Source organism: Flavobacterium sp. CR10 (assembly GCF_055814415.1).
The window spans coordinates 3,430,241-3,447,165 of sequence record NZ_CP185985.1; the positions used below are offsets into that span (position 1 = coordinate 3,430,241).

The 16,925-nt window shown below is 37.5% G+C and carries 10 protein-coding genes; 8 read left to right on the forward strand and 2 right to left on the reverse strand.

What is annotated here, in order from left to right; all coding sequences use genetic code 11:
- The first annotated feature begins 21 nt into the window (after positions 1-21).
- From ACNRYB_RS15040 to ACNRYB_RS15070, 7 genes are all read left to right on the forward strand, one after another.
- Entirely contained in the window at positions 22-1,380 is a 1,359-nt protein-coding gene (locus ACNRYB_RS15040; RefSeq protein ID WP_129747630.1) for a sugar porter family MFS transporter, read from the forward strand.
- Positions 1,343-2,959: a glycoside hydrolase family 32 protein gene (locus tag ACNRYB_RS15045; RefSeq protein WP_473727762.1), complete on the forward strand. Its 1,617-nt coding sequence runs from the start codon at positions 1,343-1,345 to the stop codon at positions 2,957-2,959. The genes ACNRYB_RS15040 and ACNRYB_RS15045 overlap by 38 nt, the downstream gene beginning before the upstream one ends.
- Positions 2,960-3,127: 168 nt before the next feature.
- Entirely contained in the window at positions 3,128-6,232 is a 3,105-nt protein-coding gene (locus tag ACNRYB_RS15050) for a SusC/RagA family TonB-linked outer membrane protein (protein ID WP_473727763.1), read from the forward strand.
- A 14-nt stretch (positions 6,233-6,246) separates the two neighbouring features.
- Positions 6,247-7,938: a RagB/SusD family nutrient uptake outer membrane protein gene (locus ACNRYB_RS15055; protein ID WP_395441033.1), complete on the forward strand. Its 1,692-nt coding sequence runs from the start codon at positions 6,247-6,249 to the stop codon at positions 7,936-7,938.
- Between the two features lie 19 nt (positions 7,939-7,957).
- On the forward strand, positions 7,958-9,355 hold the full coding sequence (locus ACNRYB_RS15060; protein ID WP_473727764.1) for a DUF4960 domain-containing protein: 1,398 nt from the start codon (positions 7,958-7,960) through the stop codon (positions 9,353-9,355).
- 21 nt (positions 9,356-9,376) lie between these two features.
- Positions 9,377-10,933 (forward strand): glycoside hydrolase domain-containing protein, encoded by a 1,557-nt coding sequence (locus tag ACNRYB_RS15065; RefSeq protein ID WP_473727765.1) that lies wholly within the window; start codon positions 9,377-9,379, stop codon positions 10,931-10,933.
- Between the two features lie 23 nt (positions 10,934-10,956).
- A complete protein-coding gene (locus tag ACNRYB_RS15070) occupies positions 10,957-11,862 on the forward strand; it encodes a carbohydrate kinase family protein (RefSeq protein ID WP_473727766.1) in 906 nt (301 codons plus the stop codon).
- 523 nt (positions 11,863-12,385) lie between these two features.
- Here ACNRYB_RS15070 and ACNRYB_RS15075 read toward each other — a convergent pair.
- Entirely contained in the window at positions 12,386-12,889 is a 504-nt protein-coding gene (locus ACNRYB_RS15075) for a transposase (RefSeq protein ID WP_473727767.1), read from the reverse strand.
- Between the two features lies 1 nt (position 12,890).
- On the reverse strand, positions 12,891-13,358 hold the full coding sequence (locus tag ACNRYB_RS15080) for a MarR family winged helix-turn-helix transcriptional regulator (protein WP_473727768.1): 468 nt from the start codon (positions 13,356-13,358) through the stop codon (positions 12,891-12,893).
- 374 nt (positions 13,359-13,732) lie between these two features.
- Here ACNRYB_RS15080 and ACNRYB_RS15085 point away from each other — a divergent pair, with 374 nt between their 5' ends.
- Positions 13,733-16,921: a SusC/RagA family TonB-linked outer membrane protein gene (locus ACNRYB_RS15085; RefSeq protein ID WP_473727769.1), complete on the forward strand. Its 3,189-nt coding sequence runs from the start codon at positions 13,733-13,735 to the stop codon at positions 16,919-16,921.
- Positions 16,922-16,925 lie beyond the last annotated feature (4 nt).

Sequence of the window (16,925 nt, forward strand, 5' to 3'; positions counted from 1 at the left end):
CAAGTTTTTAATACATGTACAATGAATAAGATATTGATTTGGTCTGTTACTGCTGCGTTGGCAGGTTTTCTTTTCGGTTTTGATACCGTAGTTATTTCTGGAGCTGATAAACAATTACAGCTTCTGTGGCACTCATCAGATGCCTTTCATGGTTCAGTTGTTATGGCAATGGCATTATGGGGAACTGTAGTTGGTGCAATCTTTGGAGGAATCCCAACTAATAAAATAGGACGTAAAAAAACGTTGTTCTGGATTGGAATTTTATATTTCGCTTCGGCAATTGGTGCCGCTTTCGCTAATGATCCGTTTGTTTTTGCTGCCTTTAGATTTATTGGTGGTTTAGGAGTTGGTGCTTCTACTATTGCTGCTCCGGCTTACGTATCAGAAATTGCTCCGGCAGACAAACGCGGAAGATTGGTAGCCTTGTATCAGTTTAATATTGTATTAGGAATTTTAATTGCTTTTATATCTAATTACCTTCTAAAAGATATTGGCGAAAATGCCTGGAGATGGATGATTGGCGTTCAGGCAATTCCTTCTCTAATTTATATTCTTTTTATTTTGACAATTCCCGAAAGTCCAAGATGGCTTTTGTCTAAAAACCGTGACGAAGAAGCTTGTAAAGTTTTATATACGATTGATCCGTCTGCAAATATTGCTGACTTAATAGACGATTCCCGTGAAAACGGTGTTGCCAAACACGAAAACATTTTCATGAAGAAATATCGTTTCCCTTTAATTCTGGCTTTCTTAATTGCCTTTTTCAATCAGTTTTCGGGAATTAATGCATTTCTATATTATGCGCCAAGAATTTTTGAAGAAGCCGGATTGGGGCAGAATACAGCGTTGTTAAGCAGTATCGGAATTGGAGTTACAAATCTTATTTTCACCTTAATTGGTGTAGCATTAATCGACAAATTAGGAAGAAAGTTGTTAATGTACATTGGTTCTGTTGGATATATTATCTCACTCGGATTAGTATCGGCTTCTTTTTATTACAATTGGGGAGGTTTATCGGTTCCTATTTTTCTTTTCCTTTTTATTGCTTCACATGCAATTGGTCAGGGCGCTGTAATTTGGGTTTTTATTTCCGAAATATTCCCAAATCATATTCGCGCATCCGGACAAGCGTTTGGAAGTTCCGTACATTGGGTTTTGGCAGCTATTATTCCGTCTTTAATTCCGATGTTGTTCTCAGAAATCGGCCCCGAAGTTGTATTCCTTATTTTTACATTGATGATGGTATTGCAATTATTATTTGTTATGTTTTTAATGCCGGAAACAAAAGGACTCTCTTTAGAAGCTTTAAGCGAAACACTAACTAACAAAAACAACCACAAAAATGAAATCAAAGAAACATCTGCCGTTAGCTCTTTATAGTGCTGCCTTACTGTCGATAATAGGATTAAAACCGTCTTCTGCAATTGCACAAACTGTTGCCACAACTGTATCGAACACAGCGGAAGAACAAATGTATCGCCCACATTTTCATTTTACACCAAAAAAAGGCTGGATGAACGATCCTAATGGAATGTTCTTTGCCAACGGATATTATCATTTGTTTTACCAGCATTATCCTGATGGAAACACATGGGGACCAATGCATTGGGGACATGCGATTTCTAAAGATTTAATTAAATGGGAAGAACAGCCAATTGCGCTTTACCCAAATAAGGACAAATATATATTTTCAGGAAGTGCTGTTGTCGATACGGAAAACACATCTGGCTTAGGAACAGGAAAAACAGCTCCGATTGTTGCCATTTATACGTTGCATGATATGACAAAGGAAAAAGCAGGTAAAATGGATGTGGAACAGCAGGATATTGCTTTTTCTAACGATAATGGTTTTACATGGCAGAAATTTGAGGAAGGAAATCCTGTTGTGAAAAACCCTGGAATTAGAGATTTTAGAGATCCAAAAGTATCCTGGGACAAGACACACAAACAATGGATCATGGCTTTGGCTGCACAGGATCGAATACAGTTTTACAAATCGTCAAATCTGAAAAATTGGGAATTTGCATCTGAATTCGGAAAAAATATCGGTGCTCATGGCGGCGTTTGGGAATGTCCTGATTTCTTCGAAATAAAAGTGGAAGGAACAAAGGAAACCAAATGGGTTTTAATAGTAAATCTGAATCCCGGCGGGCCAAATGGAGGTTCCGGAGTTCAATATTTTGTTGGCCATTTTGATGGAAAAACATTTACTATGGACGCCGGTTTTGCTGAAAGAGTACAAAACGAAAAAGCAGTTTGGGCAGATTATGGAAAAGATAATTATGCAGGAGTGACATGGAATAATATTCCATCTTCAGACGGAAGAAGATTATTTATCGGATGGATGTCAAACTGGGAATATGCACAGCAGGTTCCAACAACGACTTGGAGAAGCAGCACCACAATTCCGCGCGAACTGCAATTGGTAAAAAAAGGAAACCACTATAACTTGGAGAGTAAACCAGTAAGAGAATTAAATAATTATGTTGCTAAAACTCTTAAAGTGCAAAGTTTGAACGGAAAAGGAACTTTAAAAGTAATCGAAAGCGGAAAAGCAGATTTAACAAAAGCCGTTATTAGTCTGGATTTAAAAAACCTGAAGCAGGACGATTATACTTTTACACTTTCAAATGCAAATGGAGAATCTTTAAGTTTTGGTCTAAACAATAAAGAAAATTATTTATTTGTTGATCGTTCTAAAGCGGGAAAAATTGATTTCTCGGATAAGTTTGCGACACCAGTAAGCAAAGCATTTTTGAAAGGAAGCCAAAAAAATGTCGCTTTTAAAATTATTCTGGATAAAACTTCAATTGAAATTTTTTATAACAATGGCGAGAAAGTGATGACGGAGATCTTTTTCCTGAACAAACCATTTTCAGCCCTTACTATTTCTTCAAAGCAGAAAATAGAACTAAAAAATGGGATTATTCAAGTATTGGACATTAATAAAAAGCAATAAGAAAATCGAATAGAATTTTTCTAATTCAATCCAAAAACAAATCGTACAACCGTTAGAAGGATAATCTCTTTCAGGCTCGTTGCATCTATTTGCAAAATAAAAAAACTGCTAGGGAATGGCAGTAAAACATCACTAACTATTAAAATAACCTTAACCAAACCAAAATTTATGAGAAATAAGATTTTTTATTTTCTATTTTTCTTTTTTCCAATGCTCATCATGATGGCACAGGAAAACGGAATAAAAGGAACGGTAGTTTCATCTGATGACGGAATGCCGCTTCCAGGTGCCACAGTAATGATTTCGGGAACCAATATCAGTTCGGTTACCGATTTTGACGGGAATTTTTCCTTTCCCAGCGTTGCTTCAGATGCTGTACTTGTAGTTTCTTTTGTAGGTTACAGTCCGCAATCCATTTCAGTTAAAGGGCAAAAAACAATCAACATAACGCTGAAAGTCGATAACAATCAACTGAATGAAGTTGTGGTAACAGGATATTCTAAACAAAAGAAAACGGATATCACAGGAGCAGTTGCCGTTGTAAACATGAAAGACGTTATGAAACAGCCGGAGCCAAACCCAATCAAAGCTTTGCAGGGAAGAATTGCCGGAGTAAAAGTGTCGTCTGATGGCTCGCCAAGCGGAGGAAATACAAAAGTGGTGATTCGCGGTGTTGGAACTTTGAACAATACAGATCCGCTTTATGTAATCGACGGAATGCCAACAAAATCCGGCATGCATGAATTGAATCCGAATGATATCGAAACCATTCAGGTTTTAAAAGATGCTTCTTCAGCAAGTATTTACGGTTCTAGAGCTTCAAACGGTGTAATTATCATTACAACCAAAAAGGGAAAAGAAGGTAAAATGAGAATCAATTTCAGTACGTATGCCTCATTTTCTGATTATTCAAGAAAGTTGGATGTGCTAAATGCAAACCAGTTTGGACAGGCACTTTGGCAGGCAAATATTAACGACGGATTGAATCCGAATAATAACAATTTGCGTTATCAGTTTGACTGGTCAGTAAACAACAATAAACCGCAATTGAACAAAGTTTTGGTTCCGGAATATTTAGATGCTCAGCAAACGCTAAAAGCTTCAAATACCGATTGGTACGATGCGATTTCTCAAACTGGAGTTGCCAATTCTTATGATTTATCGGTTTCAAATGCTTCTGAGAAAGGGAATTATGTTTTCTCTTTAGGATATTACGGAAATGAAGGGGTGGTAAAAACGACTGATTTCGAAAGAATTTCTGCCAGAATGAATAGTTCATACAAGTACTTTGACGGAAAATTAGTTATTGGCGAAAATTTCAGTTTAAACCGTACAAACGAAGTTACTGATCCAGGTGTTTTAGATCCTGCACTTAGAGCTTTACCAATTATTCCAGTACACACTGTAGATGGAATAGGTTGGGGAGGACCTGTTGGGGGAATGAACGACAGACAAAATCCGGTTCGTCTTTTAGAATATAATAAAGACAACAAATACGATTATTTGCGCCTTTTTGGTAACGCTTACGCGGATTTGGAAATCATTAAAAACCTGCACATCAAAACCAGTTTCGGAATGGATTATGGTTTTTATAAAAAACGCACGTTACAAAGAAGCTACAAATCGGGTTATCTCCAAAATGATCAGACTTCTGTTACAATTGATCAGTCAATCAGTGACAAATGGACTTGGACGAATACAGCAATTTATAGCTTAAATTTTGGAAAAAGCAATCTGAATTTGATGGCGGGAACGGAGATGTATAAAGATACTTATGATACAAACACGTTGCGTAAAAATGACTTTTTGATCGAAACGCCGGATTATATGTATCCGGATGCAGGAACAGGAGAATCTTTTACCAGTGGAACTTCGACCGTATATTCTTTGCTTTCGTATTTTGGAAAAGCAGATTACGAGTTTGATAATCGTTATCTAGTTTCGGCTACTATTCGCCGTGATGGTTCTTCTCGTTTTGGTAAAAACAATCAGTTTGGGACATTTCCAGCAGTTTCTGCAGGATGGAGAATCAGTAATGAGAGTTTCATAAAAGATAAAATAACTGCTATTTCTGATTTAAAATTAAGAGCAGGATGGGGGCAAACGGGTAATCAGGAAATCAGTAATACAGCGGTTTACTCGTTATATCTGGCAAGTTACGCAGGCGGAAGCCCGACTTGGGCAACTTCTTTTGGAACGGCTTATGATATTGCAGGAAACGGAAACGGATTGCTTCCGTCTGGTTTTATCGCAACGCAGTCAGGAAATGATGATTTAAAATGGGAAACTACGACACAGACCAACGTTGGTTTGGACTTTGGTTTATTCAAGCAAAAACTAAGCGGTTCTGTAGATTATTATATCAAAAAAACAGATGATATTTTGGTATTGCCACCGTATTTAGGAGTTATAGGAGAAGGTGGAAATCGTTGGGTAAACGGAGCTTCGATGGAAAATAAAGGTTGGGAATTTTCTTTGGGGTATCATGACGAAACTTCATTTGGATTGAAATATGATATTTCAGGAAACATTTCAGCAAACAAAAATAAAATCACAAAACTGCCGGATGAAGTAAAAAACAATTATGGAGGAAACGGACTGGATGATAATATTTTAGGACGACCAATTAATTCGATGTACGGATATGTTACTGATGGATTGTTTACAAGTCAGGATCAGGTTGATAATTCGCCAATTCAGGAAGGAAAAGGACTTGGTAGAATTCGCTATAAAGACTTAAATGGAGATGGCGTAATTACAGACAAAGACCGCACATGGATTGGAAACCCAAACCCAGGATTGCTGTACGGCATCAATTTGAATTTGTCTTATAAAAACTTTGATTTCACTACCTTTTGGGAAGGTGCGACAGATGTTGATGTCATCAATAACACAAAGTATCAAACTGATTTCTGGAGTGTCGATGATGTTGGATCAAATAAAGGAACTCGTCTGCTGAATGCTTGGTCTTTGGATAATCCAAATTCAACTATTCCGGCATTGACAACAGTAGATAGAAATGCGGAGTCAAGATTCTCGACTTATTATGTAGAAAACGGAAGTTACCTTAAACTTAGAGTTTTACAGTTTGGCTACAGTCTACCAAAAGATTTACTGAAAAAATTAAGCATGGAAAGTTTCAGGTTTTATATCAGTGGTCAGAATCTATTGATTCTTGATGCGAAAAGCTTCACGGGAGTAGATCCTGAAAATGCAGGTTTTGGATATCCGCAACCAACAACTTTTACTGCTGGTCTTAATTTTACTTTATAATAAAAGATTTAAAAATGAAAAAAATACTATATATAGCAGGATTTGCAGTGTTGGGTTTCTTTGCTTCCTGTTCTGATTTTTTAGAGAATGATCCACGTGGCGTGTTGTCAGAAAAAGATATTGTTACGCCTGAGAATGTTGAAGGATTTATGAATGCGGCTTATGCACAGTTAGGAAATGACCATTATGATTCTCCTTACAGTTTGTGGCCGTTTGGAAATGTTCGTTCCGATGACGCTTACAAAGGAGGAAGCGGTACAAACGATATTCAGGATTTTCACTTTTTCGAAGTTTCAAATAATATCCGTCCAGATTTTGGCGAATTGGATAGTTTCTGGTACATCAGTTATGTTGGTGTTTCGAGAGCCAATAAAGCATTGAAAGCTTTGGAACAAATCTCAGAAGCCGATTATCCGTTGAAGAAAACACGAATGGCTGAAATGCGTTTTTTGAGAGGACATTTTTACTTCATGCTGAAAATCATGTTCAGAAATGTACCTTATATTACCGAAGATATTCCGGTTGAAGATTATAAAACGATTTCAAACAAAGCGCTTTCAAACGAAGATCTTTGGAGTAAAATCGCTGAAGATTTTCAGGCAGCAGCCGATAACTTGCCAGATACGCAACCAGAAGTTGGACGCGCCAATAAAAAAGCAGCTTATGCATATTTGGCAAAAACAAGATTGTATCAGGCGTATACGCAGGATGAAACATTTAAAGTTACAGGAATCAATCAGCAACATTTACAAGAAGTAATTGCAGCAACGGATAAAGTAATTGGAAAAGCGTCTTTAGAACCAGATTTTGCCAACAACTTTTTACCGGGAACTTATGAAAACGGGCCGGAATCTATTTTCTCGATTCAGTTTTCAGATAATGACGGAACGCTTTATGGAAGATTGAATTTTTCAGACGTTCTTTCTACACCGCAAGGTTTGGGCTGTTGTGATTTTCATAAACCTAGTCAAAACCTAGTGAATGCTTTTAAAACCGGAGCAAATGGTTTGCCTGAGTTTGATACATACAACAATGAAGATTTTGATTATAAAAATATAGATGCCAATACAGTTGATCCAAGATTGTATCATACCGTAGCGATGCCTGGATTGCCGTATAAATACGATCCTGAATTTCTGTATGTTGAAGCTTGGGTAAGATCGCCTGGAACTTACGGATATTATGCTTCATTAAAAGAAAACGTTGCTCCAAACTGTAGCTGCGTTGTAAATATTGATCCGTTTTACGGAAATTCTAAAAACAGAATTCAGATTCGTTATGCCGATGTGATTTTGATGCGTGCCGAAGCTTTGATTGAATTAGGAAGACAATCTGAAGCTTTGCCGTTGATTAATGAAATCAGAAAAAGAGCGGCGCAGAGTACAGGAAGACTTCCGTATGTAAGCAATTTCAAAATTAGTACTTATGTTGACGGAAGCAATTGCAACTGGACACAGGATTTTGCCCGTAAAGCTCTTCGTTGGGAACGTCGTTTGGAATTGGCCATGGAAGGAAGCCGATTCTTTGACCTTGTTCGCTGGGGAATTACAGATCAGGTCATGAATGATTTTTACGCAAAAGAAAAAACAAAACGTACCTATTATCAGGATGCCTTTTTTGATGCACATAAAGAAGAATATTGTCCAATTCCATTGAAGCAAATTAATTTCAGTCAGGGATTGTACAAACAAAATCCAGGTTATTAATCTTTAAAGAATCAGCAATATGAAAAAAGCTTTAAATAAATATTGGACCAAAGTGTCTATAGCATTGGCGATGATTTTTATGATTACTGCCTGCGAAAATGGTTTTGAAACTGGCGGATTTGATGTGAGTTCGCCATCCAATGTGCTTTCATTCAAGTTAAACGGAGTTTCAGGGAACATTGATCAGGCAACAGGAAAAATTACTGTTGTAATGCCTTATGGATCAGATATAACTGCTATAAAACCGGAAGTTGTTTTTGTAGAAGGCGCAACATCAAACCCGGAATTAAATTCGGCGATGAATTTTACAAATCCGGTAAAATTTAGAGTGGTTAATGGTAATTTATATAAAGATTATACGGTAACCACAACCGTTTTGAGTCCAATTAAGAGTTTTACAATTAATGGCGTTGCAGCAACTGTAAACGACATTAGTAAAACCATTAATATGACGCTTCCTGAAAATACAGATTTGACAGCGCTAAAACCAGTAATTGAAACAACTGCTGGTGTTACGATTTCACCTGCTTCAGGAGCAACAGTTGATTTTACAAATGCAGTTACTTTTGTAATAACATCAAACGGGAAAAGTGTTAATTATACAGCAAATGTTGGAGTTCCAGTTACAGGATTAACTGTGGCATTTTTAGGAACTGCGGCTACAAGATCAGGAATTACAAATATGGATGAAGTTACGGCTTCAAACTGGTTGTTTGATAATTTCCCGGGAGCGAAATACATTTCTTTTGAAAGTATTCAAAACGGTGCCGATTTAAGTGATATTGATGTGATTTGGTGGCATTTTGATTCGGCTACAAATTTACCTTCTGTGGCTTATAATCCTAACGTTACTAATGCATTGAAAAATTTCAGAACAAATGGAGGAAACTTGCTTTTGACTTCTTTTGCTTCACAATATGTCGATGCTTTAGGAATTGTTCCGTCAGGAAAAGGACCGAATAATGTTTTTGGAGATTTTCTTCCAAACGGTTTTGTAGACGGAAATTCATGGGGAATGTCATTCGTTGGTCATGAAGATCATCCAATATTTCAAGGTTTAATCACTTTTGAAGCCGGAAAAGCCAATTTACTGCAAAGTGGCACTTTCAGATTAAACCATACGGCATGGTGGTTTTTACCGGAATGGGGCGGATACAATAATGGAGAAGGCTGGAGAAACCAGACTGGAGGAACCAATCTGGCAAGTGAAGCGTGGGATAATGAACTTAACGGAAGGGTTACCATTGCAGAATTTCCAAATACAAGTACAAATAAAAATGTAATTGTTATTTCTATGGGAGCTTACGATTGGTACAATGAAACGAATAGTAGCGGAGTGCCAAGTCAGGCAAATGAGTTTATCACAAACATCAAACTGTTGACACAAAACAGTATCAATTATTTAGCAGCAAAATAATCCACTTTGAATTTAATTAAAATGAAATATAGAAATATAATCACAATTGCCTTTATTTTCTTTTCACTTGTTTCTTGCAGTCAGGATGAAAATTATATTGGAGGTTCTATTTCAGGAGGAAATTCTGAAATTACAAGTGTTTTTCCTGTTCCGCCAGCGCAATGGATGGGCACAACCGATCCGTATTACAGCGCGGGTTATACGGGAGATATTATGCCTTTTTTCGACAACGGAAAATTTCATATTTATTTTTTGCATGACGCACAGAATAAACCTGCTGGAAAAGGATTTCACGATATTCATGAATACCAGAGCACAGATTTATCGCACTTTACCTATGAAGGCCAAACCATTCCGTATGGTACAACTTTGGAACCAGATTTTGCAATAGGTACAGGATCGGTTCTCAAAGTGGGTAATGTTTATTACTTTTATTATACAGGGCACAATGAAAATCCGGCTTTTGTCCAGTCGAATGCAAGAGAAAGTGTTTTATGTGCAACCAGCAGCGATTTGAAAAAATGGACAAAAGTTCCGTCTTTTAAGATTACAGCTCCGGCGGGATATTACAACTATGATTTCAGAGATCCGAATGTGTTTTATAATGATGAATTGAAAAAATATTCAATGCTGGTAAGTACGCAGACAGAACCGGGAAGAAAAGCTGTTTTGCTGCATTTTACAAGCGCAGATCCTGCATCAGGAAAATGGGATGTTCAAGCTCCAATTTATACCACAACGCCTGAAGATAATTATCTGATGATGGAATGTGCGGATATTTTCAAAATGGGAAGCAATTGGTATTTGATTTTTTCTGAGAATTGGAGTGGCAACAAAGGAACGCACTACAGAATTTCATCATCTATAAACGGTCCGTGGACAAAACCGGAAAATGACAGAATTGACGGAGAATATTTTTATGCTGGAAAAACAGCTTCTGACGGGAATAAAAGATATGTTTTTGGATGGAATGCGAGAAAAACGCCTGAGAATGATTTAGGAAACAAGGATTGGGCGGGAAATATGGTTATTCATGAATTGGTTCAAAATTCAGATGGAACTTTAGGAACGCAATCGCCGAAATCGGTTAAGGATTTATTTTCGAAAAAGAATGCTACTGCAGAAGTAGATGCTATTTCATCAAATGCGACAGCCAATAATGGAACTTATTCTTTATCAGGAGAGGCAGAAAAAGCAATGGTTACTTTTAAAAGCGTTGGAAAGAAAGTCAAAATAAAAGCCGAAGTCACTTTAGCGAAAGCTAGCGGAACAACCGGATTTGTTTTTCATACAAATGATACAGGAAGCTATTATAAAGTAGTTTTAGATATTGCTAATGCTAAAATAAACGGTTATAATTCGGCTTCACAGGAAATGACACGCTTGCCATTTGCTTTTCAAATCAATACAAAATACACTATTGAAATAATTGCTGAAGGAAGTGTTGTAGTAGTTTATATTGACGGAAAAGTAGCACTTACCAACCGCATTTATGGAAGAGACAAAAACAAATGGGGTTTAATTGCTGAAGGACAAACGAGTACAATCTCAAATCTTCAGATAACCCAGCCTGAATAAGAACAATAATAAAATATTTTAGAATGAATAACGGAAAAAACCTTAAGGTGGTGGCATACGGAGAGGTACTTTGGGATGTTTTTGCCAATGAAAAAAAGATTGGCGGAGCTCCATTGAATGTAGCCTTGCGCATGAAAACGTTAGGTTGCGAAGTGGCCATGATAAGCTGTGTAGGCAATGATGAAGATGGGAGAGCAATAAAAGAGCAAGTGAAACAACTGGGACTTGAAACGGATACAATCGTAGTTTCTGAAGATTTTCCAACTGGTTTGGTTAATGTTACCTTGAATGAGCGTGGATCGGCAACTTATGAAATCAGTTATCCGTCTGCCTGGGATAAAATTGAATTGAATGAATTGGCAAAAGCAACGGTGAAAACAGCAGATGTATTGATTTACGGAAGTTTGGTTTGTCGCGACGATATTTCAAGAAAAGCTTTGGATGAACTGCTTGACAATGATGTTTATAAGGTGTTTGATGTGAATCTAAGAAAACCTCATTATACCTATGAAATTCTGAATCAACTTATGCTATCGGCTGATTTTGTAAAATTTAATGATGAAGAATTGCTTGAGATTGTGGGGACTATGGATTCTCCTTTTACAAGTCTGGAAGACAATATGCGTTTTATTGCAGAGGAAAACAATGTGCGTGCGATGTGTGTCACTAAGGGAAAACACGGGGCTTTATTAATGTGGGAAGGAAAAATTTACGAAAACGGCGGTTATCCAATCGAAGTTGCCGATACGGTAGGTGCCGGTGATTCTTTCTTGGCTGCTTTAATCACTTCATTATTAACCGGAAAAGATCCTCAGAATTCAATTGATTTTGCCTGTGCTGTAGGTGCGCTTGTTGCTGAAGCGCCTGGCGCAAATCCGGAAGTTCCAAATTCTAAGATTGAAAATTTAATGGCTGCAACTAAAATTTAAGTTATTTACAAAAAGACTCATGGTATTTGATTAATTGCCATACCTGTTTTTTTGAAGTTAAGCCTGATATCAAAATGAACATGCCCCAAAAAGTTAGGCAATATTTGGGGCATTTTTTAGAAAAGAATCCGATTTTCCAAATAGAGAAATTATTTTGGTTAGTGTTTAATAAAACGCTGATTCTAAATTTGCCTAGCTTTTTATATAAACACTTCTTTTATTAATGGGGTATTTAGTGTCTGTCTTTCATTGGCTTTGTTAATTTGGTTTGGATGTCCTTTTGGGGATTGTTACAAAAAAATATAAAAACTCAGTTGGTTTATGGTATTAAAATAATATGCAATTCTAGAGCTATTATCTATGATTTGAAAAGATTGTTATGATTAAGGCAGAATTGTCTTTCTTTGGCTCTATGATTTTACTTTCTGTGATTTATACTTTTTATAAAATATCAGTGTAATGATAAAAAAGGAACCGTAATAGGCATAAAACAAAAGGCAGTGTAAATCTACACTGCCTTTTGTTATGCTCTTAGACTGAATAATTTAATGCACAAGGGAATTAATGCGCAGGAAATGACAAGAAATATGGAGACCCTGATATAGTTGAGAGTCTGCCAAAGGGAAGTTCGTTTTGCAAGATCCTTTGCAAGTGAAGGATTTTCTGCTATTTTTTGAAAATCAATGATGTTTGGTGCAAAATAGGAGAGCGTCCATGCTCTAACTGCAAAATGAGCAGCAAATAAAAGTAAAAGCCAGTTTCTAACGGGGTCAATTCTCCAGCAGAAAATAATGGCAAGGATAAAGGCGATTTCATGCAGAGAATGAAATATAATCCAGAAAACTTTCAGGCTAGCGCCTTTTCCATCCAGTAAAAGCTTAAAATTTTCAGGTGCCGATTCGGTCCATTTAGGCACAAAAACCAGAGTTTCGAAAATCTGTGCGCCATTCATTACAAAGTAGATAAGGGTGGTAATGCAGAGCCATATTTCAGCTCTGGTCAGGTAATTTGCAGTAAGACCTTCCATATTATTTTTTGTTTAAATTATCTTTTGTTTCTTCCATTATGGCTGTGGCTTTAGTAAAATAGCTTTCTATAGTTTTGATCTGCTCTTCTGAAAAAGTGTCAAGCAATTCCATAGTTTTCTGCTGCAGTTCATCAAAGGAAGGCTTGAGAAGCTTCATGCTGTTTTCGACATTTGGAACAATGATGACCTTTCTTCGGTCTTCTTTGGTGAAATGCCTTTCCACGAGCTTCATTTTTTCCAATCGGTCTATTAATCCCGTTACGGCACCTGTGCTTAAACCCGTAAGTTTTGAAATTTCTCCCGCGGTTATAGATTCGTAGGGAAGAATAAGCCCTAGATATTTGTGGTCGGTTCCCGAAAGCCCTGCTTTTCGTGCAATCGCAGCATGCATAAATGCAGATGCATCAGAATACTTTCTGCTCGCATTTTGGAATCTTAACAGTATATTTTGGTCGTTAATTTTGCTCATAAACTAAGTATCTTAGTAGCAAAGATAAATAAATTGTATAAAAAATCTTTTTTCTGTATAAAATGTTTTTTGACTATCTACATATTAATGGTGTAAGAATGATAGAAAACTGATACTTTACTGTTTCCTGAGTTCGTGTAAAGAAGATAAAACGATATTGATAATATCCTAAAAAATTAAGATATAAAATATTTTAATGAAATAAATAGTTGGCTTTTTTTATTATAAGTTCTGTAATAATTACAATCTGACCCTTTTTCTGATACAAATAGAACCATAGTTTGGCTAGTCTTTATTGTTAATTTGTTCCCTGTCTCTAAGAATTTTTCTAAAGAGGCAAACCAGCTTATTAACTAATACCTAACCAACCAATTATGAATGAAAAAAAAATGCGATGCATTAAAAAGCGCAGCTGCAGTCTTTTTAATGCAGGCATCATAATAGCAATGCTATTGTATGCCGGATTGATGTCAGCTCAAAATTCTGACCAGAAAAAAATCAAGGGCACTGTCACATCAGAAACAGATGGCCAGCCTCTTTTTGGGGTGAATGTCCAACTTAAAGGAACCAATCAGAAAACAGCAACAGATGCCGATGGAGGTTTTTCCATTACAGCTAGAATAGGTGAAACTGTTGTATTTAGCTATCTGGGTTTTGTCAAGGAAGAAGTGAAAATTACCGATACGCAGCTCACAATCAAATTGAAAGAGGATTTAAAAGCGCTAAATGAAGTGGTGGTAATCGGATACGGAAAAGCCAAGCGAAAAGATCTTACAGGAGCCATATCCTCTGTCAGCGGAGATGAACTCCGCAGGACACAGCCTGTTACTTTTGACCAAGCGCTCCAAGGAAAAGTAGCCGGTGTAGTAGTACAGCAGACTTCAGGGCAGCCTGGAGGAGGTGTAAACATACAGATACGAGGTATGTCTTCGTTTGGCAGCAGCTCGCCATTGTATGTAATTGACGGGGTTATCATTGGCCAAAGTTTTGACAGCGGTAATGGCACCAATCCACTAGCAACCATAAATCCCTCGGATATTGAATCGGTTGATGTCTTGAAAGATGCTTCGGCAACCGCAATTTATGGTTCGCAGGCCACAAATGGCGTAATTGTGATTACTACCAAAAGGGGCAAGGAAGGAGCTCCTAAAATAACCTATGAGGTTTCAACGGGATTCCAAGAGCTTATCAAGCAGTATCCGACCATGGATTTAAGGGAATATGCCACATTTATTAATCAGAGAGCGGCAGTTTGGGGTTTTGATGATAGGCCTGAGTTTGCCAATCCAAATTATTTGGGCGAAGGCACAAACTGGCAGGAAGAATTGTTTCGCAAAGCCCCTATGGTGAATCATGTCCTAACTTTAAGCGGAGGTTCTGAAAAAACGCAGTATCTGCTTTCAGGATCGTATTTTAATCAGGAAGGTATAGCCTTGGGGTCTGAATTTACAAGAGCATCAGTGCGATTGAACCTAGACAATAAGACAACCAGCTGGCTAAAGCTAGGAACCAGTCTGCAGCTGACCCACATTGATGAGAATGTGAACTCTACCGGATCAAACGTTATTCAGGAAGCGCTAAGCCAGACACCGGACATTCCCGTGAGAAATGCAGACGGAAGCTTTGCAGGGGAAGAAAGCAGTGAAGGATGGATTGCAAAGCGTGTAAATCCTTATGCATTGGCGCTTATCAATAAAAATAATCCAAAGAGAAATCAGTTTTTTGGCAATTTTTATTTAGATATCGCTTTCACAAAAGACTTTTCTTTCCGTAACGAGATCTCAGGCAATTTTCTATACAAGACAGAAGACAGGTTTAGCCCCACCTATAAATTCGGTTTAGCCGAAAAAGTGACCAATGAAGCTTTTTACTCATACAATCAGGATTATTTTACCACATTTAGAAGTTTCTTCACCTATTCAAAAGTCTTTAATAAAAAATATAATTTCAATGCTCTTTTAGGACATGAGGCGCAGCTTACACAGTTTGAAAATGTTTCTGCGGGCAGAAGAAATTTCATCTCCAACAATGTAACCAATATCGGAAGCGGCGATATGACCACTGCAACCAATGGAGGTACCAAAGGGGACAGCGCACTGGAATCGTACTTTGGACGTTTAAATTTCATTTATGATGACAGATACCTTTTTACGGCAAATATCCGTGCTGACGGCTCATCAAAATTTGCGCCTGACAACCGTTGGGTAACCACATATTCCGGAGCATTCGCATGGAAATTAAACAATGAGAAATTCTTAAAAGGCTCTAAAATAGTCAATGAATTGAAATTGAGAACAGGATATGGCCTTACCAACAATCAAAATGTCAGAAACAATGCCTACCTGTCAACCTTAGAATCGGTATCAACAGGGCTTTCAGGCAACGCGCAAATGACTACCAATATTGCAAATCCCGCAGTGGAATGGGAAAAAACCAAATACGGAAATATAGGGCTTGATGCTGCGCTGTTTGGATGGAAGCTTAATCTATCTGTCGATGTTTACAACCGTATGACTGATGGACTATTGATGCAGATTCCTCTTCCATTATATTCGGGAACTATTGTGGGGTATTCTCCCGGAGCCATCAATGCCCCTTATGTAAATATTGGACAGGTCCGCAACAGAGGTATAGATCTTCATTTGAGCTCAAAAAATATGGAGCGTGGAGATTTTACATGGACTACAGATTTTACTTTATCCCATAATAAAAATAAGGTAATGAAATTAAATACAGACGGAGCTTTCCTTCCAGGATACTATGGGGGAGATGTTGTGTCTAGAACTGTAGTAGGCGGTTCAATTGGAGCATTCTACGGTTACAAAGTAGATGGCGTATTTGCTACAGCAGAAGATTTTAAAAACCATGCGCTGCCAACCAATACCGACGGAACAGTGCTGCCGATTACTCCCAATTCGGGCGGAGTATGGTATGGAGATCTCAAATTTAAAGACCTTAACGGAGATGGAGTAATCACTGAAAAAGATCAGACATTTTTAGGATCGCCTGTTCCGCAATTTCAGTTTGGACTTGGCAATACTTTCACCTACAAAGGTTTTGATCTGAATATTTTCTTTACAGCCAACCAGGGAAGCGAGGTCGTAAACGGAATGAGAATCAATGGAGACAATCCGCTTACCAATAACGGCTATTTGAAGTCTTTAAAAGATCACGCTGTATTGGCTTTAATTGATCCTAACGGTTCAGCTTCAGATGTCAATAACGTGTATGTGACCAATCCGGAAACGTCTATTGTGGGACTGAAAAACAATGACAGCAACAGAAACAACCGTTTTTCTGACCGATATGTAGAAAACGGTTCTTTTATAAGATGCCGAAACATGACTTTAGGATATTCTTTTCCAAGTGAGATGATGAAAAAAATACATATAAGCTCCCTTAGGCTGTATGTGAATGTCAACAATCCTTTTTTAATTACCAGCTATACGGGAATGGACCCGGAGGTGGGTTCATGGAATCCTCTGCAGGCGGGAATTGATAATGGTTTCTATCCGCAATCCCGAAGCTTTACATTTGGACTTAATCTGGGATTAACTAACTAAAAAA

Excerpts from the sequence above, each read along its gene's own strand:
- ACNRYB_RS15040 (WP_129747630.1), top strand. The coding sequence starts at position 22 with ATGAATAAGATATTGATTTGGTCTGTTACTGCTGCGTTGGCAGGTTTT.
- ACNRYB_RS15045 (WP_473727762.1), top strand. The coding sequence starts at position 1,343 with ATGAAATCAAAGAAACATCTGCCGTTAGCTCTTTATAGTGCTGCCTTA.
- ACNRYB_RS15050 (WP_473727763.1), top strand. The coding sequence starts at position 3,128 with ATGAGAAATAAGATTTTTTATTTTCTATTTTTCTTTTTTCCAATGCTC.
- ACNRYB_RS15055 (WP_395441033.1), top strand. The coding sequence starts at position 6,247 with ATGAAAAAAATACTATATATAGCAGGATTTGCAGTGTTGGGTTTCTTT.
- ACNRYB_RS15060 (WP_473727764.1), top strand. The coding sequence starts at position 7,958 with ATGAAAAAAGCTTTAAATAAATATTGGACCAAAGTGTCTATAGCATTG.
- ACNRYB_RS15065 (WP_473727765.1), top strand. The coding sequence starts at position 9,377 with ATGAAATATAGAAATATAATCACAATTGCCTTTATTTTCTTTTCACTT.
- ACNRYB_RS15070 (WP_473727766.1), top strand. The coding sequence starts at position 10,957 with ATGAATAACGGAAAAAACCTTAAGGTGGTGGCATACGGAGAGGTACTT.
- ACNRYB_RS15075 (WP_473727767.1), bottom strand. The coding sequence starts at position 12,889 with ATGGAAGGTCTTACTGCAAATTACCTGACCAGAGCTGAAATATGGCTC.
- ACNRYB_RS15080 (WP_473727768.1), bottom strand. The coding sequence starts at position 13,358 with ATGAGCAAAATTAACGACCAAAATATACTGTTAAGATTCCAAAATGCG.
- ACNRYB_RS15085 (WP_473727769.1), top strand. The coding sequence starts at position 13,733 with ATGAATGAAAAAAAAATGCGATGCATTAAAAAGCGCAGCTGCAGTCTT.